The sequence below is a fragment of the Vibrio iocasae genome, from assembly GCF_042245395.1.
GTDB lineage: Bacteria > Pseudomonadota > Gammaproteobacteria > Enterobacterales > Vibrionaceae > Vibrio > Vibrio iocasae.
On the sequence record NZ_CP145311.1, the window covers coordinates 3,010,664 to 3,027,032 of the forward strand.

At 45.4% G+C, this 16,369-nt stretch carries 11 protein-coding genes; 7 read left to right on the forward strand and 4 right to left on the reverse strand.

The window, feature by feature from the left end; translation table 11 throughout:
- The first annotated feature begins 87 nt into the window (after positions 1–87).
- Both gltB and SNR28_RS23535 read left to right on the forward strand, forming a co-directional pair.
- Positions 88–4,638, forward strand: coding sequence for a glutamate synthase large subunit (gene gltB / locus SNR28_RS23530; protein ID WP_375751309.1), 4,551 nt, complete (start codon positions 88–90; stop codon positions 4,636–4,638).
- The gene (locus SNR28_RS23535; protein WP_375751310.1) at positions 4,638–6,110 is read left to right on the forward strand and encodes a glutamate synthase subunit beta; all 1,473 of its coding nucleotides are present in this window, start codon (positions 4,638–4,640) and stop codon (positions 6,108–6,110) included. Before gltB ends, SNR28_RS23535 begins: the two co-directional genes overlap by 1 nt.
- 102 nt (positions 6,111–6,212) lie before the next feature.
- Here the strand turns inward: SNR28_RS23535 and SNR28_RS23540 are convergent, their stop codons facing one another.
- Positions 6,213–7,604 (reverse strand): Fic family protein, encoded by a 1,392-nt coding sequence (locus tag SNR28_RS23540; protein ID WP_375751311.1) that lies wholly within the window; start codon positions 7,602–7,604, stop codon positions 6,213–6,215.
- Positions 7,605–7,929: 325 nt separating this feature from the next.
- Here SNR28_RS23540 and mtnN point away from each other — a divergent pair, with 325 nt between their 5' ends.
- The 4 genes from mtnN (at position 7,930) to SNR28_RS23560 (ending at position 11,128) form a co-directional block, all read left to right on the forward strand.
- A complete protein-coding gene (mtnN, locus tag SNR28_RS23545) occupies positions 7,930–8,625 on the forward strand; it encodes a 5'-methylthioadenosine/S-adenosylhomocysteine nucleosidase (protein WP_375751313.1) in 696 nt (231 codons plus the stop codon).
- Positions 8,626–8,645: 20 nt separating this feature from the next.
- Positions 8,646–9,599, forward strand: a complete 954-nt coding sequence (locus SNR28_RS23550) for a cobalamin biosynthesis family protein (RefSeq protein WP_375751315.1) — start codon at positions 8,646–8,648, stop codon at positions 9,597–9,599.
- Positions 9,586–10,413 (forward strand): vitamin B12 ABC transporter substrate-binding protein BtuF, encoded by an 828-nt coding sequence (btuF, locus tag SNR28_RS23555; RefSeq protein WP_375754160.1) that lies wholly within the window; start codon positions 9,586–9,588, stop codon positions 10,411–10,413. Before SNR28_RS23550 ends, btuF begins: the two co-directional genes overlap by 14 nt.
- A gap of 94 nt (positions 10,414–10,507) precedes the next feature.
- Positions 10,508–11,128, forward strand: a complete 621-nt coding sequence (locus SNR28_RS23560; protein ID WP_375751317.1) for a TRIC cation channel family protein — start codon at positions 10,508–10,510, stop codon at positions 11,126–11,128.
- Positions 11,129–11,178: 50 nt separating this feature from the next.
- Here SNR28_RS23560 and SNR28_RS23565 read toward each other — a convergent pair whose 3' ends face one another.
- Positions 11,179–11,658, reverse strand: a complete 480-nt coding sequence (locus SNR28_RS23565; protein ID WP_375751318.1) for a CinA family protein — start codon at positions 11,656–11,658, stop codon at positions 11,179–11,181.
- Between the two features lie 89 nt (positions 11,659–11,747).
- Here SNR28_RS23565 and mutS point away from each other — a divergent pair, with 89 nt between their 5' ends.
- Entirely contained in the window at positions 11,748–14,315 is a 2,568-nt protein-coding gene (gene mutS, locus SNR28_RS23570; protein ID WP_375751320.1) for a DNA mismatch repair protein MutS, read from the forward strand.
- A gap of 62 nt (positions 14,316–14,377) precedes the next feature.
- Here the strand turns inward: mutS and rpoS are convergent, their stop codons facing one another.
- Positions 14,378–15,352, reverse strand: a complete 975-nt coding sequence (gene rpoS / locus SNR28_RS23575) for an RNA polymerase sigma factor RpoS (protein WP_375751321.1) — start codon at positions 15,350–15,352, stop codon at positions 14,378–14,380.
- Positions 15,353–15,423: 71 nt separating this feature from the next.
- Positions 15,424–16,365, reverse strand: a complete 942-nt coding sequence (locus SNR28_RS23580; RefSeq protein ID WP_375751322.1) for a peptidoglycan DD-metalloendopeptidase family protein — start codon at positions 16,363–16,365, stop codon at positions 15,424–15,426.
- Between the last annotated feature and the right edge of the window lie 4 nt (positions 16,366–16,369).

Here is a 16,369-nt window from a genome sequence, read left to right on the forward strand (position 1 = left end):
CTAAGTTCTAACAACGATTAATGATAAGGCAGTGATGCTAACGCATTAGGCATATTGCGCCTTAAATTTAACTGGAAGGATGTATCTATGGTAGATAGAGAGCAAAAGGCACAAGGTCTTTATACTCCTGAGCTGGAGCATGACGCTTGTGGTATCGGTTTTGTTGCTCACTTAAAAAACCGTAAATCTCACGAGGTCGTGACCCAAGCACTGGATATGCTTGCGCGCATGGAGCACCGAGGCGGACAGGGTTGTGACCCTAGCAGCGGTGATGGCGCGGGTATTCTTTTACAAAAACCCCACGAATTCTTACTCGAAGAGACAGTAAAGCTTGGTATCAAGCTGCCGTCTTTTGAAAAGTATGGTGTTGGTGTCGTTCTGTTCCCGAAAGATGAACATAAACGTCAGCAGTGCCGCGATATTTTAGAGCGCAACGCAAGCCGCTTGGATCTGGAAATTCTGGGCTACCGCGTACTGCCAACTGATAACTCAATGATTGGTGCTGACCCACTGAGCACTGAGCCACAGTTCGAGCACGTATTTATTTCTGGCGGCCCGGGTGTAACACCAGAAGAGCTGGAGCGTAAGCTATACGTTCTGCGTAACTACACTGTACGTGTATGTCTTGAGAGCGTTTCAAATATCGGTGATGACTTCTATATCAACTCAATGTCTTACAAGACACTGGTATATAAAGGTCAGCTAACCACAGAGCAGGTACCTCAGTACTTCCTTGATCTGCAGAACCCAACCATGGTGACTGCACTTGCGCTGGTACACTCTCGCTTCTCTACCAATACATTCCCGAAATGGCGTCTGGCACAGCCTTTCCGTTATATTGCTCACAACGGTGAAATCAACACCGTACGTGGTAACCTGAACTGGATGAAGGCACGTGAAGCAATTCTGGAATCAGAACTGTTTACCCAGACCGAAATCGACATGCTTCTTCCTATCTGTCAGGAAGGCAGCTCGGATTCATCTAACTTCGATATGGCACTAGAGCTGCTGGTTCTTTCTGGACGTAGTCTGCCACACGCATTGATGATGATGATTCCTGAAGCATGGCAAGAAAACAAAAACATGGATCCAACACGTCGTGCGTTCTATCAGTACCACGCGAACGTTATGGAACCATGGGATGGTCCTGCATCAGTATGTTTCACCGATGGTGTACAGGTAGGTGCGACACTTGACCGTAATGGTCTACGTCCATCTCGCTACACAGTGACTAAAGACGATTATCTGGTAATGGCATCAGAAACTGGTGTTGTAGAAATCGATCCAGAGAACGTTGAACACCACGGTCGTCTACAGCCAGGACGTATCTTCGTTGCTGACCTTGAACAAGGCCGCATCATTTCTGATGAAGAAGTGAAAGATGGTATTGCCTCTGCTCAGCCATACGAACAGTGGGTTAAAGAAAACCTACTTTGCCTGAAACAGCTACCTGAAGCGGATAACCGTCACCACCAGCCTTCACAAGAGCGTCTGCTGCATACTCAGCAAGCATTCGGTATCTCTTCTGAAGAAGTGAACGAAATCATCGTTCCTCTAGCTCGTGATGGTAAAGAGCCTCTGGGTGCAATGGGTGCAGACTGGCCACTGGCGGTACTGTCTCATCAGTCACAGCATCTTTCTAACTACTTCAAGCAGCTGTTTGCTCAGGTAACCAACCCACCGATCGACCCGATTCGTGAGCGTATGGTTATGTCACTGAACACTTACCTTGGTAAGGATCAGAACCTGCTGACTGAATCTCCGGAACACTGTCAGAAAGTTGAGCTTTCTTCACCAGTACTTTCGAACTCTGAACTTGAAAAGCTGCGTGCTATCGATAACGAGCACCTTCAAGCGAAAACGCTAGATATCGTATTCCGCGCAAGTGAAGACGAAGGCAAGCTGCAACGCGCACTTAAGCGTGTATGTCAGTATGCTGAAGATGCGGTTGTTGATGGGTACTCAATCATCCTTCTGACTGACCGTGCAATTAACTCTAACCACGCTGCTATTCCAGCTATGCTGGCGGTTGGCGCGGTTCACCACCACCTAATCCGCAAGGGTCTGCGTGCGAAGTGTGACATCGTAATCGAAACTGGTGATGCACGTGAAACGCACCACTTTGCAACGCTTTGTGGTTACGGTGCGAACGCAGTTAACCCTTATCTTGTTCTGGAAACCATTGTTGATCTTCAGAAGAAGAAAAAACTGGATCCAGAAACATCAGCAGAAGAGCTATTCGATAACTACCGTAAAGGGGTTAACGCTGGCCTCCTTAAGATCTTCTCTAAGATGGGTATCTCTACGCTACAGTCTTACCACGGTGCACAGATCTTTGAAGCACTTGGTATCAGCAAGTCTGTGGTTGATAAGTACTTTACTGGTACAGTGTCCCGTATTCAGGGTCTGACTATCGATGACATCGCGAAAGAAGTTATCGTACGTCACCGTATTGGCTTCCCGACTCGTGAAATCCCAATTCAGCGTCTTGACGTTGGTGGTGTTTATCAGTGGAAACAGCGTGGTGAGAAACACCTGTTTAACCCAGAGACTATCTCTCTGCTACAGGAATCTACCCGCAACAAGAATTACGACCAGTTCAAGAAGTATGCAAGCACTGTAGACGCTCAAGGCGATGATGCAGCGACACTACGTAGTCAGCTAGAGTTTATTAAGAACCCGGCAGGCTCTGTACCTCTTGCAGAAGTAGAGCCGGTTGAGAATATTCTTAAACGTTTTGCTACCGGTGCAATGAGCTTCGGTTCTATCTCTTATGAAGCACACTCAACACTGGCAGTTGCGATGAACCGCATTGGCGCGAAATCGAACTCTGGTGAAGGTGGTGAAGACCCAGCTCGTTTCGAAAGAAAAGAGAACGGTGACTGGGAACGCTCTGCAATCAAGCAGGTCGCATCCGGCCGATTTGGTGTAACGTCTTACTACCTGACGAACTCTGATGAAGTTCAGATTAAGATGGCACAGGGTGCGAAGCCTGGTGAAGGTGGTCAGCTACCGGGTGATAAGGTTGATGACTGGATCGGTGCTACTCGTCACTCCACTCCTGGAGTTGGCTTGATTTCACCACCGCCACACCACGATATCTACTCAATCGAGGATTTGGCTCAGCTAATCTACGACCTGAAGAACGCAAACCGTGCTGGCCGCGTAAACGTGAAGCTGGTTTCAGAAGCGGGTGTAGGTACTATCGCATCAGGTGTAGCTAAAGCGAAAGCAGACGTTGTACTTATTGCTGGTTTCGATGGTGGTACAGGTGCATCTCCTATCTCATCTATTCGCCACACTGGTCTTCCATGGGAACTAGGTTTGGCTGAAACTCACCAGACACTTCTGAAGAACGGCCTGCGTAACCGTATCGTTGTTCAGTCTGATGGTCAGATGAAGACACCTCGTGATCTTGCAGTAGCAACACTACTTGGTGCAGAAGAGTGGGGTATTGCAACAGCGGCTCTTGTTGTTGAAGGCTGTATCATGATGCGTAAGTGTCATAAGAACACCTGTCCAGTTGGTATCGCAACTCAGAACAAGACTCTGCGTGAGCGCTTTGATGGCCGCGTAGAAGACGTTGTTACCTTCTTCAATTACATGGCTGAAGGTCTGCGTGAAATAATGGCAGAACTAGGCTTCCGCACTATCGACGAGATGGTTGGTCAGTCTCAGAAGCTTAAAGTTCGCGAAGATATTAAACACTGGAAATACACTAACCTTGATCTGTCACCAGTTCTGTTCAACGAGCCAGCTCGTGAATCAGATGGTGTATACAACCAGATTGAGCAGAACCACCTTCTTGAAGAAGTAGTTGACCGTAAGCTTATCTCACTTGCTACTCCAGCACTTGAGAAAGGTGAAGCAGTTGATGCCGAGCTTCCGATTATCAACACCGACCGTAGTACAGGCACTATGCTGTCGAATGAGATTTCGAAAGTGTACAAAGACCAGGGTCTGCCACAACCAATGAACGTGAAATTCAACGGTTCTGCAGGTCAGTCATTCGGTGCCTTCCTTGCTAAGGGCGTTAAGTTCGAAGTTGAAGGTAATGCGAACGACTACTGGGGTAAAGGCCTGTCGGGCGGTACTCTTGTACTTTATCCGGATGCAAACTCAACCATTACTCCTGAAGAAAACATCGTGGTAGGTAACGTATGTTTCTACGGTGCAACTTCTGGTGAGTCATACATTCGTGGTCTTGCTGGTGAGCGTTTCTGTGTACGTAACTCAGGCGCGAAGGTAGTTGTAGAAGGTGTTGGTGACCACGGTTGTGAATACATGACTGGTGGTATCGCTGTAATCCTTGGTTCTACAGGACGTAACTTCGCTGCTGGTATGAGTGGCGGTACAGCGTACGTATGGGACAAGGCTGGTGACTTCGAAGCAACCAAACTAAACCCTGAACTTGTTGACCTGGATCCAATCGAGCAGGAAGACAAAGAGCTACTAGAAAGCATGCTAACTAAGCATATTGAGCTGACAGGAAGTACCGTTGCTAAAGCGTTCCTTGATGACTTTGACGCTAACCTTGCTCAGATGGTTAAGGTTATGCCGCGTGACTATAAAGCGGTACTAAATAAGCGCAAGGCAGAAGCTGAAGCAGCATCTCAGGAAGAGTTGGAGGCAGTATAATGGGTAAGGCTACTGGATTTTTAGAGCATGGTCGTGAACTGCCAAAGAAGATCGACCCAAGTGTTCGTATTGAAAACAACAAAGAGTTCGTACTAAACGAAGAGTTTGGTGAGAAGATCAATACTCAGGCTTCTCGTTGTATGGACTGTGGCGTGCCGTTTTGCCATAACGGCTGCCCTATCGGCAACATCATCCCAGAGTTTAACGATGCTGTGTATCGTGACAGCTGGGAAGAAGCATGGAACATTCTAAGCAGCACAAATAACTTCCCGGAGTTTACTGGCCGTGTTTGTCCTGCTCCATGTGAAAGCTCGTGTGTTCTGGGTATTAACCAGGACCCAATCACCATCTGTAACATCGAAAAGACCATCGTAGAAACAGCGTATCGTGAAGGATACGCCAAGCCTAAGAAACCACGTATGCGCACAGGTAAAACAGTTGCGATCATCGGTTCTGGTCCTGCTGGTCTTGCTGCTGCCGAACAGTTAAACAGTGCTGGTCACTGTGTGACGGTTTACGAGCGTGATGAAAAGGTTGGTGGTCTGCTACGCTTTGGTATCCCTGACTTTAAGCTAGGTATGGATATCATTGACCGTAAGATCAATATCATGGCAGAAGCTGGTATCGTGTTCGAAACCAATGCTCACATTGGTGTTGATATTAACGCTCAGCAGCTACGTCAGGAATACGATGTCGTTCTTCTGACGGGTGGCTCTACTGTACCGCGTGATCTGCCAATTCCAGGTCGCGAGCTAAAAGGTGTTCACTTTGCAATGGAGTTCCTTGGCCAGAACAACCGCCGTGCGAACAACATGGATCTTAAAACTGAAGAGATCCACGCGAAAGGTAAACACGTTGTGGTTATCGGTGGTGGTGATACGGGTTCTGACTGTGTTGGTACTTCTAACCGTCACGGTGCGGCAAGTATCACTCAGGTGGAAATCATGCCGATGCCACCAGAGAAGCGTACCGAAAATATGCCTTGGCCTCAGTACCCTATGATTCTTCGCACATCAACTTCACATGAAGAGGGTTGTGAACGTCATTGGAGCATCCTGACCAAAGAGTTTATCGGTGACGAAAACGGTAATGTTACCGGCCTTCGTATTGCGGATATCGAGTGGGAAGATGCAGAACCAGGTGTTCGTCCTAACTTCGCTGAAATTCAGGGTACAGAGCGTGAAATCCCATGTGATATGGCATTCCTTGCAATGGGCTTCCTGCATCCAGAACCAAATGGTGTACTAGCTCAGCTGGATATCAAACTGGATGAGCGCGGCAATGTGGCTACTGAAGGTTTCGCAACAAACCAGAAAGGTGTTTTCGCTGCAGGTGATATGCGTACAGGTCAGTCTCTTGTTGTTCGTTGTATCAACGAAGGCCGTGAATGTGCTCGCGCTGTCGATGAGTACCTGATGGGTAATACAAACCTAGAAGCTAAAGCAGATTCTCAAATGCTGTCGAACGCATAAGAGGCTTTGGTTTTGATTTATAGATAAAGTTTCCTTCCAAAACTTTATATTTGGCCAGCTCTCGAGCTGGCCTTTTTTATGTAGCAACTAAGCCCAGTCCTCTTAATTTAGTTTTGCTTTCTCAAGTCGGCTTTTCCATTGATTAAACATGTTTTCCGTTACTCCAAGAGAAATAATTGCTCCACTATGTAAGTTATCCATCTCTACCAATACGATAGAGATAAACTTGTCCGGTTCTTCAATACCATTCTCAACACAAAACTGTTCAAGCAACTTCTGAACGTTATCCCCAACCGTCATCGAACGAATAATCTGACCCAAAGCACGTTTGCGATCAGCTCTATATTTGATTCTATATGAGTCGATTTCTCCAACTGACTTTTCAACAACCTCATACTGCTCACAAGATCGCTTATAAGCCCAGGTATAGACCTCTAACGCAGGTTGGTAATCTCCGGTTTCATAAAAGTAGATTAATGAATTGGCGTAGTCATCCCTTGGAACATCCACAAAACTTAACGGACATAAATTCTCCTGAATAAAGGGTAGATTACAGCTCAAACGAGCGGTGCGTTTATTTACATCTTCAAATGCCTGAAGGTAAGAAAGATGAATAAACAGAAAAAATGACTTCTCAAATGGATCATCAATCTTTTGCGCTTTTCTCAGTAGAAGTGTAAAAAGTTCCTCAAGTTGCTGAGGGGCGTTAAGAGGCATATAAGATGTCTTGGTAATGTTGACTTCAATCTGTCTGATTTGACCACATGCGGCAGTATTGGAGAGCAGATCTTGTGACAGCAACTGATGTAGATTTCTGATAACAAAAGGCGTAACAGAAAGCTCCTCCGCATTTTCAATCAAGAACAGTATTGCTTCTTTGTGGTTTAAGATCATGATGGTTTCTTCATCATACTTACCGTCCGCTGTCTCCCCAACTTCCAATAACTTCTCAGTATCCAGAATCGAGTAGGTATTGCCTTCTAAGCGACTAGAGTGAAAGGACAAATCTATTAAAAGCCTTTGTGCAATATTTTTTGCGTATGTTCCTGCCGCTAACTTGCGGTTAAAACGCTGACCTGACTTCCTGAGTTCACTGGCAATTTCGTTAGAGACATAGCGACTCGTGTTAGGGACATAGTTTTCTACTAACGACTTATTGTAAGCAACTATGGTGCGGGCATAAGAAGGGGTGTGCAGATAGCTAAGTTTCTGTTGGCTTTGTTGGGACAGTAAGATCCCGGCGTCATATGTTGACTCATTCTCTGAAACCCCACCCAAAGTGTCCTTAGTATAGTTTAAGGACACATATCTAAGGCCACTTCTCTGGCCTAGTGTGCCAATACGCAACTCAGAAGACAATTTTTTCAAACGCCTTTGAAGTGTTTTTTCAGTCAGAGGTATAGATAACTGCTCATGGATATCACTCCGAGATAAGGGAGTTCCAGCACCTTCAATGATATTTTGTATTATCTCAAGCTCTTGAAGTATGGTCATGGGCTCTTCTTTTATCTCTATTTTAAAGCTGTCCTTAATAAGATCAGAGTAGCACCACTAAGGACACATTAAAACAATAAAGGACAAAATCAGACTATGTGTCGTACTTATTTGTAGCAGCTAGTATGTCAGTGTAAACGATTTCTGAATTATTATGCCCAAACACAACTCTCTATACCTGAACTCTCACTTGCTCAAATGGCCCATATTTATAAGCTTAAAAAAACCACTTTTGGACACTTATATAAAATAAGTCAGTAGCTATTCAGCAGCCTGAACTATGCTACAATCCAGAAATTATTATCCAAAATTGAAGAACATATCTATGAAAATTGGCATTATCGGTGCGATGGAGCAAGAAGTCGCAATTCTTAAAGGTTCACTGGCTAACTGTGAAGAGCTGAAAAAAGGCGGCTGTACTTTTTATCAGGGACAACTGAATGGCGTTGATGTTGTACTTCTTCAGTCAGGTATCGGTAAAGTCGCAGCAGCAGTAGGTACTGCAATTCTTCTTGATCAATACGCACCAGATGTCGTTATCAATACAGGCTCAGCCGGTGGTTTTGATTCTTCGCTAAATCTTGGTGATGTCGTTATCTCTACAGAAGTTCGCCACCACGATGCTGACGTAACCGCATTTGGGTACGAGATCGGTCAGATGGCTGGTCAACCAGCTGCATTCAAAGCTGATGAAAAACTAATGCAAGTTGCAGAAGAGGCACTTAAGCAGATTGGTGATACACATGCTGTTCGAGGACTAATCTGTACAGGCGACACTTTTGTGTGCACAGAAGAGCGTCAAAACTTTATCCGCACTCATTTCCCGTCCGTTATAGCGGTAGAAATGGAAGCTTCTGCAATTGCACAAACATGTCTTCAGTTCGAAGTACCATTTGTTGTCGTGCGTGCTATTTCTGATGTAGCAGATAAAGAGTCACCAATGAGCTTTGATGAGTTCTTGCCTCTTGCAGCAAAAAGCTCTTCAGAAATGGTTATTAAGATGGCTGAACTTCTTAAGTAATTCCATTCCAGAATTAAGCTATGCAAGAGCTATTCGACCTAATCTACAGTAATGGGGCCCTGGCCGTTCTATGGGGGGCTCTGTTATTTCATTTGGTTTTGCCAATTCCCCTATCTTCTCATCCAGCAACGCTGTGGCGAGCTTTTGCTCGTATACTGGCAGATAAGGTCAATACCAACCATAGCTACTCTCAGAGCCTAATATCAGGCTCGCTAGCATGGCTTTTAATGGTCATTCCCGCAGTTATCGTACTCATTGCCCTGCAACCACTGGTCTGGCAACAGCAACTATTTGAACTTGCGTTATTGCTCCTCGCTATAGACTGGCGCAACAACGAAAAGCTGGCAAATGGCCTTACCGATGCTCTAACAAAAGAAGATAAAGTAAAGGGGAGAAAGCTTTTAGAGCCTCTTCTCAATCGCGATGTGTCAACCTTATCTCCACTTGGTCTTGGTAAAGCTGGTGCCGAAACGGTAACACTCGGTTTTAGCCGTAACGTTATCTCTGTTCTCTTCTGGTATGGGTTAACAGGCGGTATTGGAGCCTTTACCTACCGGCTGATTCAAGAGCTCTCAAGAGCCTGGTCTCCAAGCAGACAAGCATTTCTTCCTTTTGGATTACCAGCTGTGAGAATGCTCGCTCTGCTGGACTATATTCCGCATCGATTATTCGCTCTGATGATTGCTATCGGAAGCAAAGCATCAACTGTTTTTAAACTTGTCATTGTTCAAGGAAAAAGCTGGCCAACTCCTGGTCCTGGATGGGTATTAGCAGCCATAGGCGGGAAGCTAGAGCTCTCTCTGGGCGGTCCTGCTATCTATTCTGGTAAAAAGACTATTCGCCCCAAACTGGGGGGACGTATCGCACCTTCAGCCATTCATTTAGGACAAGTTAAAAAGTTACTTGCCTGGAAAGGGTTGCTCTGGATAGTGATTCAAAGTCTGATAATGCTTGCGTTCTATCAAGGTATCTAACTTGAAGAGATTGCTCTCCCTATCTTTTTTACTATTGCACTCCCCTTTTTCATTTGCGATAGAGAGAGTGGTATCGCTCGCCCCGTCATCAACTGAAATAGCTTATGCCGCAGGGTTAGGGGATAAGATGATCGCAGCCAGCAAGTTTAGTGACTACCCGGAACAAGCTAAATCACTTGAGCGGGTTGCCGCCTATAACAGCGTAAATATAGAACGGATTATTGCGCTAAATCCCGATCTGATTGTTGCCTGGCGATCTGGCAGTTCTCTTAAAACGCTCCATCAACTGGAACAACTCGGCTTTACACTATTTTATACAGACACTGACTCCCTCGCGGAAATAGCGACACACATTGAAGAGCTCGGTAAGTTTAGCGATAACCCTGCCGACAGTATTAGGGTAGCGAATCAATTTCGTGAGCAACTGACTCGCCTTCAAAAACGGTACACCGATAAAGAGCCAGTTAAATATTTTTACCAACTGAGTAGCTCACCGATTTTTACCATTGCACAATCCAGTTGGCCTAGCGAAGTATTCGAACTCTGTGGCGGAGTGAACGTCTTTAACGATTCTCCAAGTCCCTACCCTCAAGTTGGCTTTGAACAGGTACTGGCTTATGCACCGGAGATAATCTTTACTTCTGCGCATGCGATTCAGGACACCAGTCAGTGGATGATATGGAAGGATCAGGTTCCGGCAGTCGCACATAATCATATCTGGTCACTGAATGCAGACTGGCTGAACCGGCCTACCCCACGCTCTCTATTAGCCGTTGAAGAGGTGTGCAATTATTTTGATGAAGCGCGTAAATAGAACTAAATGATACGCCTAACAAAACTATTACTTTTCAAATTAGTAAAGTATCGTAAAATCTAGCTTCTTTTAGCAATTTGACTACTAATTAACCATGGATTCATCCCTACTTTATTTTATTGATATGTTTGGAACCGCAGTTTTTGCGATTTCCGGAGTCCTGTTAGCCGGTAGACTGAAAATGGATCCTTTTGGTGTGGTTGTGCTAGCGAGTGTTACCGCGATCGGTGGTGGCTCTATTCGTGATATGGCGCTTGGAGCAACGCCAATATTCTGGATAACAGACCCAGCCTATATTTGGGTAATTATAGGAACCTGCCTATTTACTATGCTTTTGGTAAGGCGACCAAAACGACTACCCTGGTACGTTCTTCCCGTATGTGACGCTATTGGTCTGGCGGCATTTGTTGGTATTGGGGTAGAGAAAGCACTGCACTTTCAAGACTCTTACCTTATCGCAATCATTATGGGCGTCATTACTGGTTGCGGTGGCGGTATTATCCGCGATGTGCTGGCAAGAGAAATCCCAATGGTACTCAGAAGTGAGGTGTATGCGACTGCCTGTATTTTAGGTGGCATGTTCCACGTAACTGCGCTGTCATTTGGATGTGATAACCATACCGCTTTTTTGTCAGGAGCACTGACAACTCTCATCATCAGACTTGGGGCAATTAAGTGGCATTTATCGCTGCCAACTTTCGCTATTAACCGCTAACCCTATAAGAGTGAGGCTCCTGGAAAGGAGCCTCATTTATAATGTCGTTGTTAATTCAGTACCTTGCGAATGCCTTCTATAGCGTGCATACAAGCCTGATAACGCACCGATGAACGATCACCATCAAACAGGCAGCACTCTTCAATTGTGTTTCCTTGGTAACTCCAACCAAACCAGACCGTGCCCACAGGCTTATCTTCTGTTCCACCTGTTGGACCGGCAATACCACTAATTGATACTGATATGGTTCCTCGGGAATGAGCCAGTGCTCCTTCCGCCATCTCTTTTACAACTTGCTGACTCACCGCACCAACCGTCTCAAGAGTTTCCGGCATAACGCCCAACATTTCTATCTTTGCTTCGTTGCTATAAGTGATAAATGCTCTGTCAAACCAGGCTGAGCTACCAGAGATATCCGTTATCGCACTAGCAACACCACCACCAGTGCAAGATTCGGCGGAGACCATAACCTGATTGTTCTGTAGCAATAGTGTCCCAACCTCTTCACTTAACTGTTTTAGCTTATCCACTTTCAGAAATCCCCTTTTCACCTTGCCAGTAAATTCTATTCACGTATCCTAAGCCGCTAGAAAACGAAGTTAAAGCAATAAAGGTTAATATGGCAAAGGAAAAACAGACCCATACCCCAATGATGCAGCAATATCTGAAGCTGAAGGCAGAGAATCCGGACATCCTGCTTTTTTATCGGATGGGAGACTTTTATGAGCTTTTCTACGACGATGCCAAACGAGCATCTCAGCTTATGGACATCTCACTGACCAAACGTGGCTCTTCCGCAGGCGAACCGATTCCTATGGCGGGTGTTCCTTTTCATGCAGTAGAGGGTTACCTTGCAAAACTTGTCCAGTTAGGTGAGTCAGTCGCCATCTGTGAGCAAGTGGGCGATCCGGCTACCAGCAAAGGACCTGTAGAACGCAAGGTTGTACGTATCGTCACTCCAGGTACTGTTACTGACGAAGCGCTTCTTTCAGAGAAAATCGACAACCTTATTGCGGCTATTTATCACAATAATGGTAAGTTTGGCTATGCCACTCTGGATCTCACTTCTGGGCGATTCCTTCTTTCTGAGCCAGAAACCGAAGAGGCGATGCAAGCCGAGCTTCAACGCACATCACCAAAAGAACTGCTTTTCCCGGAGGACTTTGAACCAGTACACCTGATGGAAAGCCGCAATGGTAACCGTCGTCGTCCGGTCTGGGAGTTTGAGCTTGATACTGCCAAGCAACAACTAAATAAGCAATTTGGCACCAGAGACCTTGTTGGCTTTGGTGTAGAAAAATCAGAGCATGGACTTTGTGCTGCAGGCTGTTTGATTCAATATGTAAAAGATACTCAGAGAACCGCACTTCCACATATTCGTTCTATTGTTCTTGATAGCCAGGACAGCTCTGTAATTCTGGATGCAGCAACGAGACGCAATCTGGAAATCACTCAGAACCTTTCAGGAGGAACAGAGAACACCCTTGCAGAAGTTCTTGATCACTGTGCGACAGCAATGGGAAGCCGCATGCTTAAGCGATGGCTCCACCAGCCGATGCGTTGCCGAAATGTTCTCAATCAACGTCTTGATGCAATTACAGAACTCAAAGAACTAAACAGTTTTATAGATTTACAGCCTGTTTTGAAGCAGATAGGTGATATTGAACGAATTCTGGCGAGACTGGCAATTCGTTCAGCCCGTCCGAGAGATATGGCGAGATTGCGTCACGCGATGCAGCAACTGCCTGAACTTGAATCAGTGATGTCATCGCTAAGCAACAGCTACCTGACGAAACTGGCTAAGTTCGCTTCACCAATGGAAGATATTTGCGAACTACTTGAACGCGCTATTAAAGAGAACCCGCCAGTAGTTATTCGTGATGGTGGCGTTATTGCCGAGGGTTACAACGATGAGCTTGATGAATGGCGTAGATTAGCCGATGGCGCGACCGAGTACCTTGAACAGCTTGAAGCGGATGAGAGAGATCGACACGGTATCGATACTCTAAAAGTTGGCTACAACAACGTTCACGGTTTTTACATTCAGGTAAGCCGTGGGCAAAGCCACCTTGTACCACCGCACTATATCCGCAGGCAGACACTGAAAAATGCAGAGCGCTATATTATCCCTGAACTCAAAGAGCACGAAGATAAAGTGCTTAACTCCAAATCTAAAGCATTAGCACTGGAGAAACAGTTATGGGAAGAGTTGTTCGATCTGCTTCTTCCTCAGCTAGAGCAACTTCAGAATCTCGCTTCTGCCGTCTCTCAGTTGGATGTACTGCAAAATCTGGCAGAAAGAGCTGATTCACTCGATTACAGCAGACCAACGCTGAGTGAAAAAGAAGACATTGGTATCCATATTCAAAATGGCCGACACCCTGTTGTTGAACAGGTCATGGACGAGCCATTTATTGCCAACCCAACTGAGCTACACCCTGACAGGAAGATGTTGATTATCACAGGGCCTAATATGGGTGGTAAATCCACCTATATGCGTCAAACGGCCCTGATCGTTCTTCTTGCACATATTGGTTCTTATGTTCCAGCAGAAGCCGCAACTATCGGCTCGGTAGATCGAATCTTTACCCGTATTGGTGCATCCGATGATCTGGCGTCAGGCCGTTCAACCTTTATGGTTGAGATGACCGAAACCGCGAATATCCTTCACAATGCCACTCCATATAGTTTAGTTCTGATGGACGAGATCGGCCGTGGCACCAGCACTTACGATGGCTTATCGCTGGCCTGGGCAAGTGCAGAATGGCTAGCCAATCAAATAGGTGCAATGACACTGTTCGCAACACACTACTTTGAGCTTACAGAATTACCTAATCAGCTAGTTCATCTTGCAAACGTTCACCTAGATGCCGTTGAGCATGGTGACAGCATTGCATTTATGCATGCAGTACAAGAAGGTGCTGCAAGCAAGTCTTACGGTCTTGCGGTAGCAGGTTTGGCGGGTGTGCCAAAGGCGGTGATTAAAAATGCTCGCGGTAAACTTAAACAACTAGAGCAGTTAGGTCAGGAAAGACCTGAAGGTAAACCTGATGTCGATATCGCTAACCAGTTAAGCTTAATCCCGGAACCAAGTGAGGTAGAAGAAGCTTTGGCTGGTATAGACCCAGATGATCTGACACCGAGACAAGCTCTTGAAGAGTTGTATCGTCTTAAAAAACTACTTTAGACACAAAAGCTTGGGGGACTTAACGTCCCCCAAGCTTTTACCGCTAACTAACGTGTTAGTAATTATGATTGCTCTACATCAAACAGAGATTCCATATTCAACCCCTGCTTCATCAGTATTTCTCTAAGTCGACGCAAACCTTCTACCTGAATCTGGCGAACTCGCTCACGAGTCAGATTAATTTCACGTCCAACTTCTTCTAACGTTGATGGCTCGTATCCAAGCAGACCAAAGCGTCTTGCCAATACTTCTTTCTGTTTAGGGTTTAGCTCATCCAGCCAATGGATTAATGAGCTCTTGATATCATCGTCCTGAGTTGAAACTTCAGGGTCAGAATGGTTTACATCAGGAATGATATCCAACAGTGCTTTTTCACCTTCACCACCAATTGGTGTATCAACTGAGCTTACACGTTCATTCAGACGCAGCATCTTGCTGACATCACTTACTGGTTTATCCAGTGTCTGTGCAATATCTTCAGCAGTTGGCTCATGATCAAGTTTCTGAGACAGCTCACGAGCAGTACGAAGGTAAATATTGAGTTCTTTAACGACATGAATTGGTAGTCGGATTGTACGTGTCTGGTTCATCAGAGCACGTTCGATTGTCTGTCGAATCCACCAGGTCGCATAGGTAGAGAAACGGAAACCTCTTTCAGGGTCAAACTTCTCTACAGCACGGATCAGACCTAGATTACCTTCTTCGATTAGATCGAGAAGAGCAAGACCACGATTGCTGTAGCGGCGTGAGATTTTAACGACGAGACGTAAATTACTTTCGATCATTCTTTTACGCGCAGCCTCATCACCTCGTAGTGCTCGGCGGGCATAAAGAACTTCTTCTTCTGCGGTTAATAACGGTGAAAAACCAATTTCACCAAGATAGAGTTGTGTGGCATCTAAGCTTTTAGAAGATGCATCAAATTCTTCTTTTGCTTCAGGTTGTTCTACAACAGTTTCATTTTCTAATGCGCCTTCCAATGCCGCATTATTAATGTCAAACTCTTCGACTTTAGTTACTGTATTGCTCATACTCATAGCGCCTCCCCTTGGCGAGCTAGCAAGACATCCATACTTCAATGTCGCTGATATACCCGATTAATATAAATCTATGGCAAGTACCTCTGCGGATTAACCGACTTGCCCTGATATCGAATTTCAAAGTGAAGCTTTACGCTGTTGGTACCAGAACTGCCCATTGTGGCAATTTTCTGGCCGGCTTTTACACTTTGACCTTCTGAGACTAGCAAACGATCGTTGTGAGCATATGCGCTTAGATAGTTATCATTATGTTTAACAATTATTAAATTACCATATCCGCGCAGTGCATTTCCGGAGTAGACTACCGTCCCTCCTGCAGTAGAAATAACTGACTGACCTCGCTGCCCTGCTATGTCAATGCCTTTATTTCCCTGGTCTCCAGCTGAGAACTTATTAACAACCCTCCCTTTAGTTGGCCATAACCATTTCGATACTTTCACATTCTGAGGTTTCGACTTAGTTACAGGCTTTTTAACATTTTGTTTACCACCAACATACTCTTTTGATCTCTTCTGATCAACATTATTTTTGGTGGTATTTTTCGCTGAAGATGAATTTTTTGAAGTAGGTTTATTGACTTTTGACGCAGTTGAACTAGAAGAACTTGTTGCTTTTGCACTACTTACGCTAGCAACAGGAGCAGCCGCTACTGATGCTACAGCAACTGTGCTACCTGCTTTTGCCGAGTCTCCTGCTCCGGTTCCACCATATGCAGGAGCCTGGTAAGCAGGGAGCCACAGACGAAGTTTTTGACCCGGATGTATAATGTAGGGTTTTGAAAGGTTATTGTAACGAATAAGATCTTTTACATTCTTATCTGTGATGTATGCGATAAAATAGAGCGTATCGCCCTTTTCTACTTCATAATAACTGCCACGATAACTGCCTCGCTCAATTGAACGATAATCTTTTTTTACGCTGGATACTGGCGCAGGGGAAGTCGCTGAGCATCCTGCCAAAAGAATACTGAGAAAACTACAAGCTATGGCTGTTTTCTTCAAAGCAATCATTAAG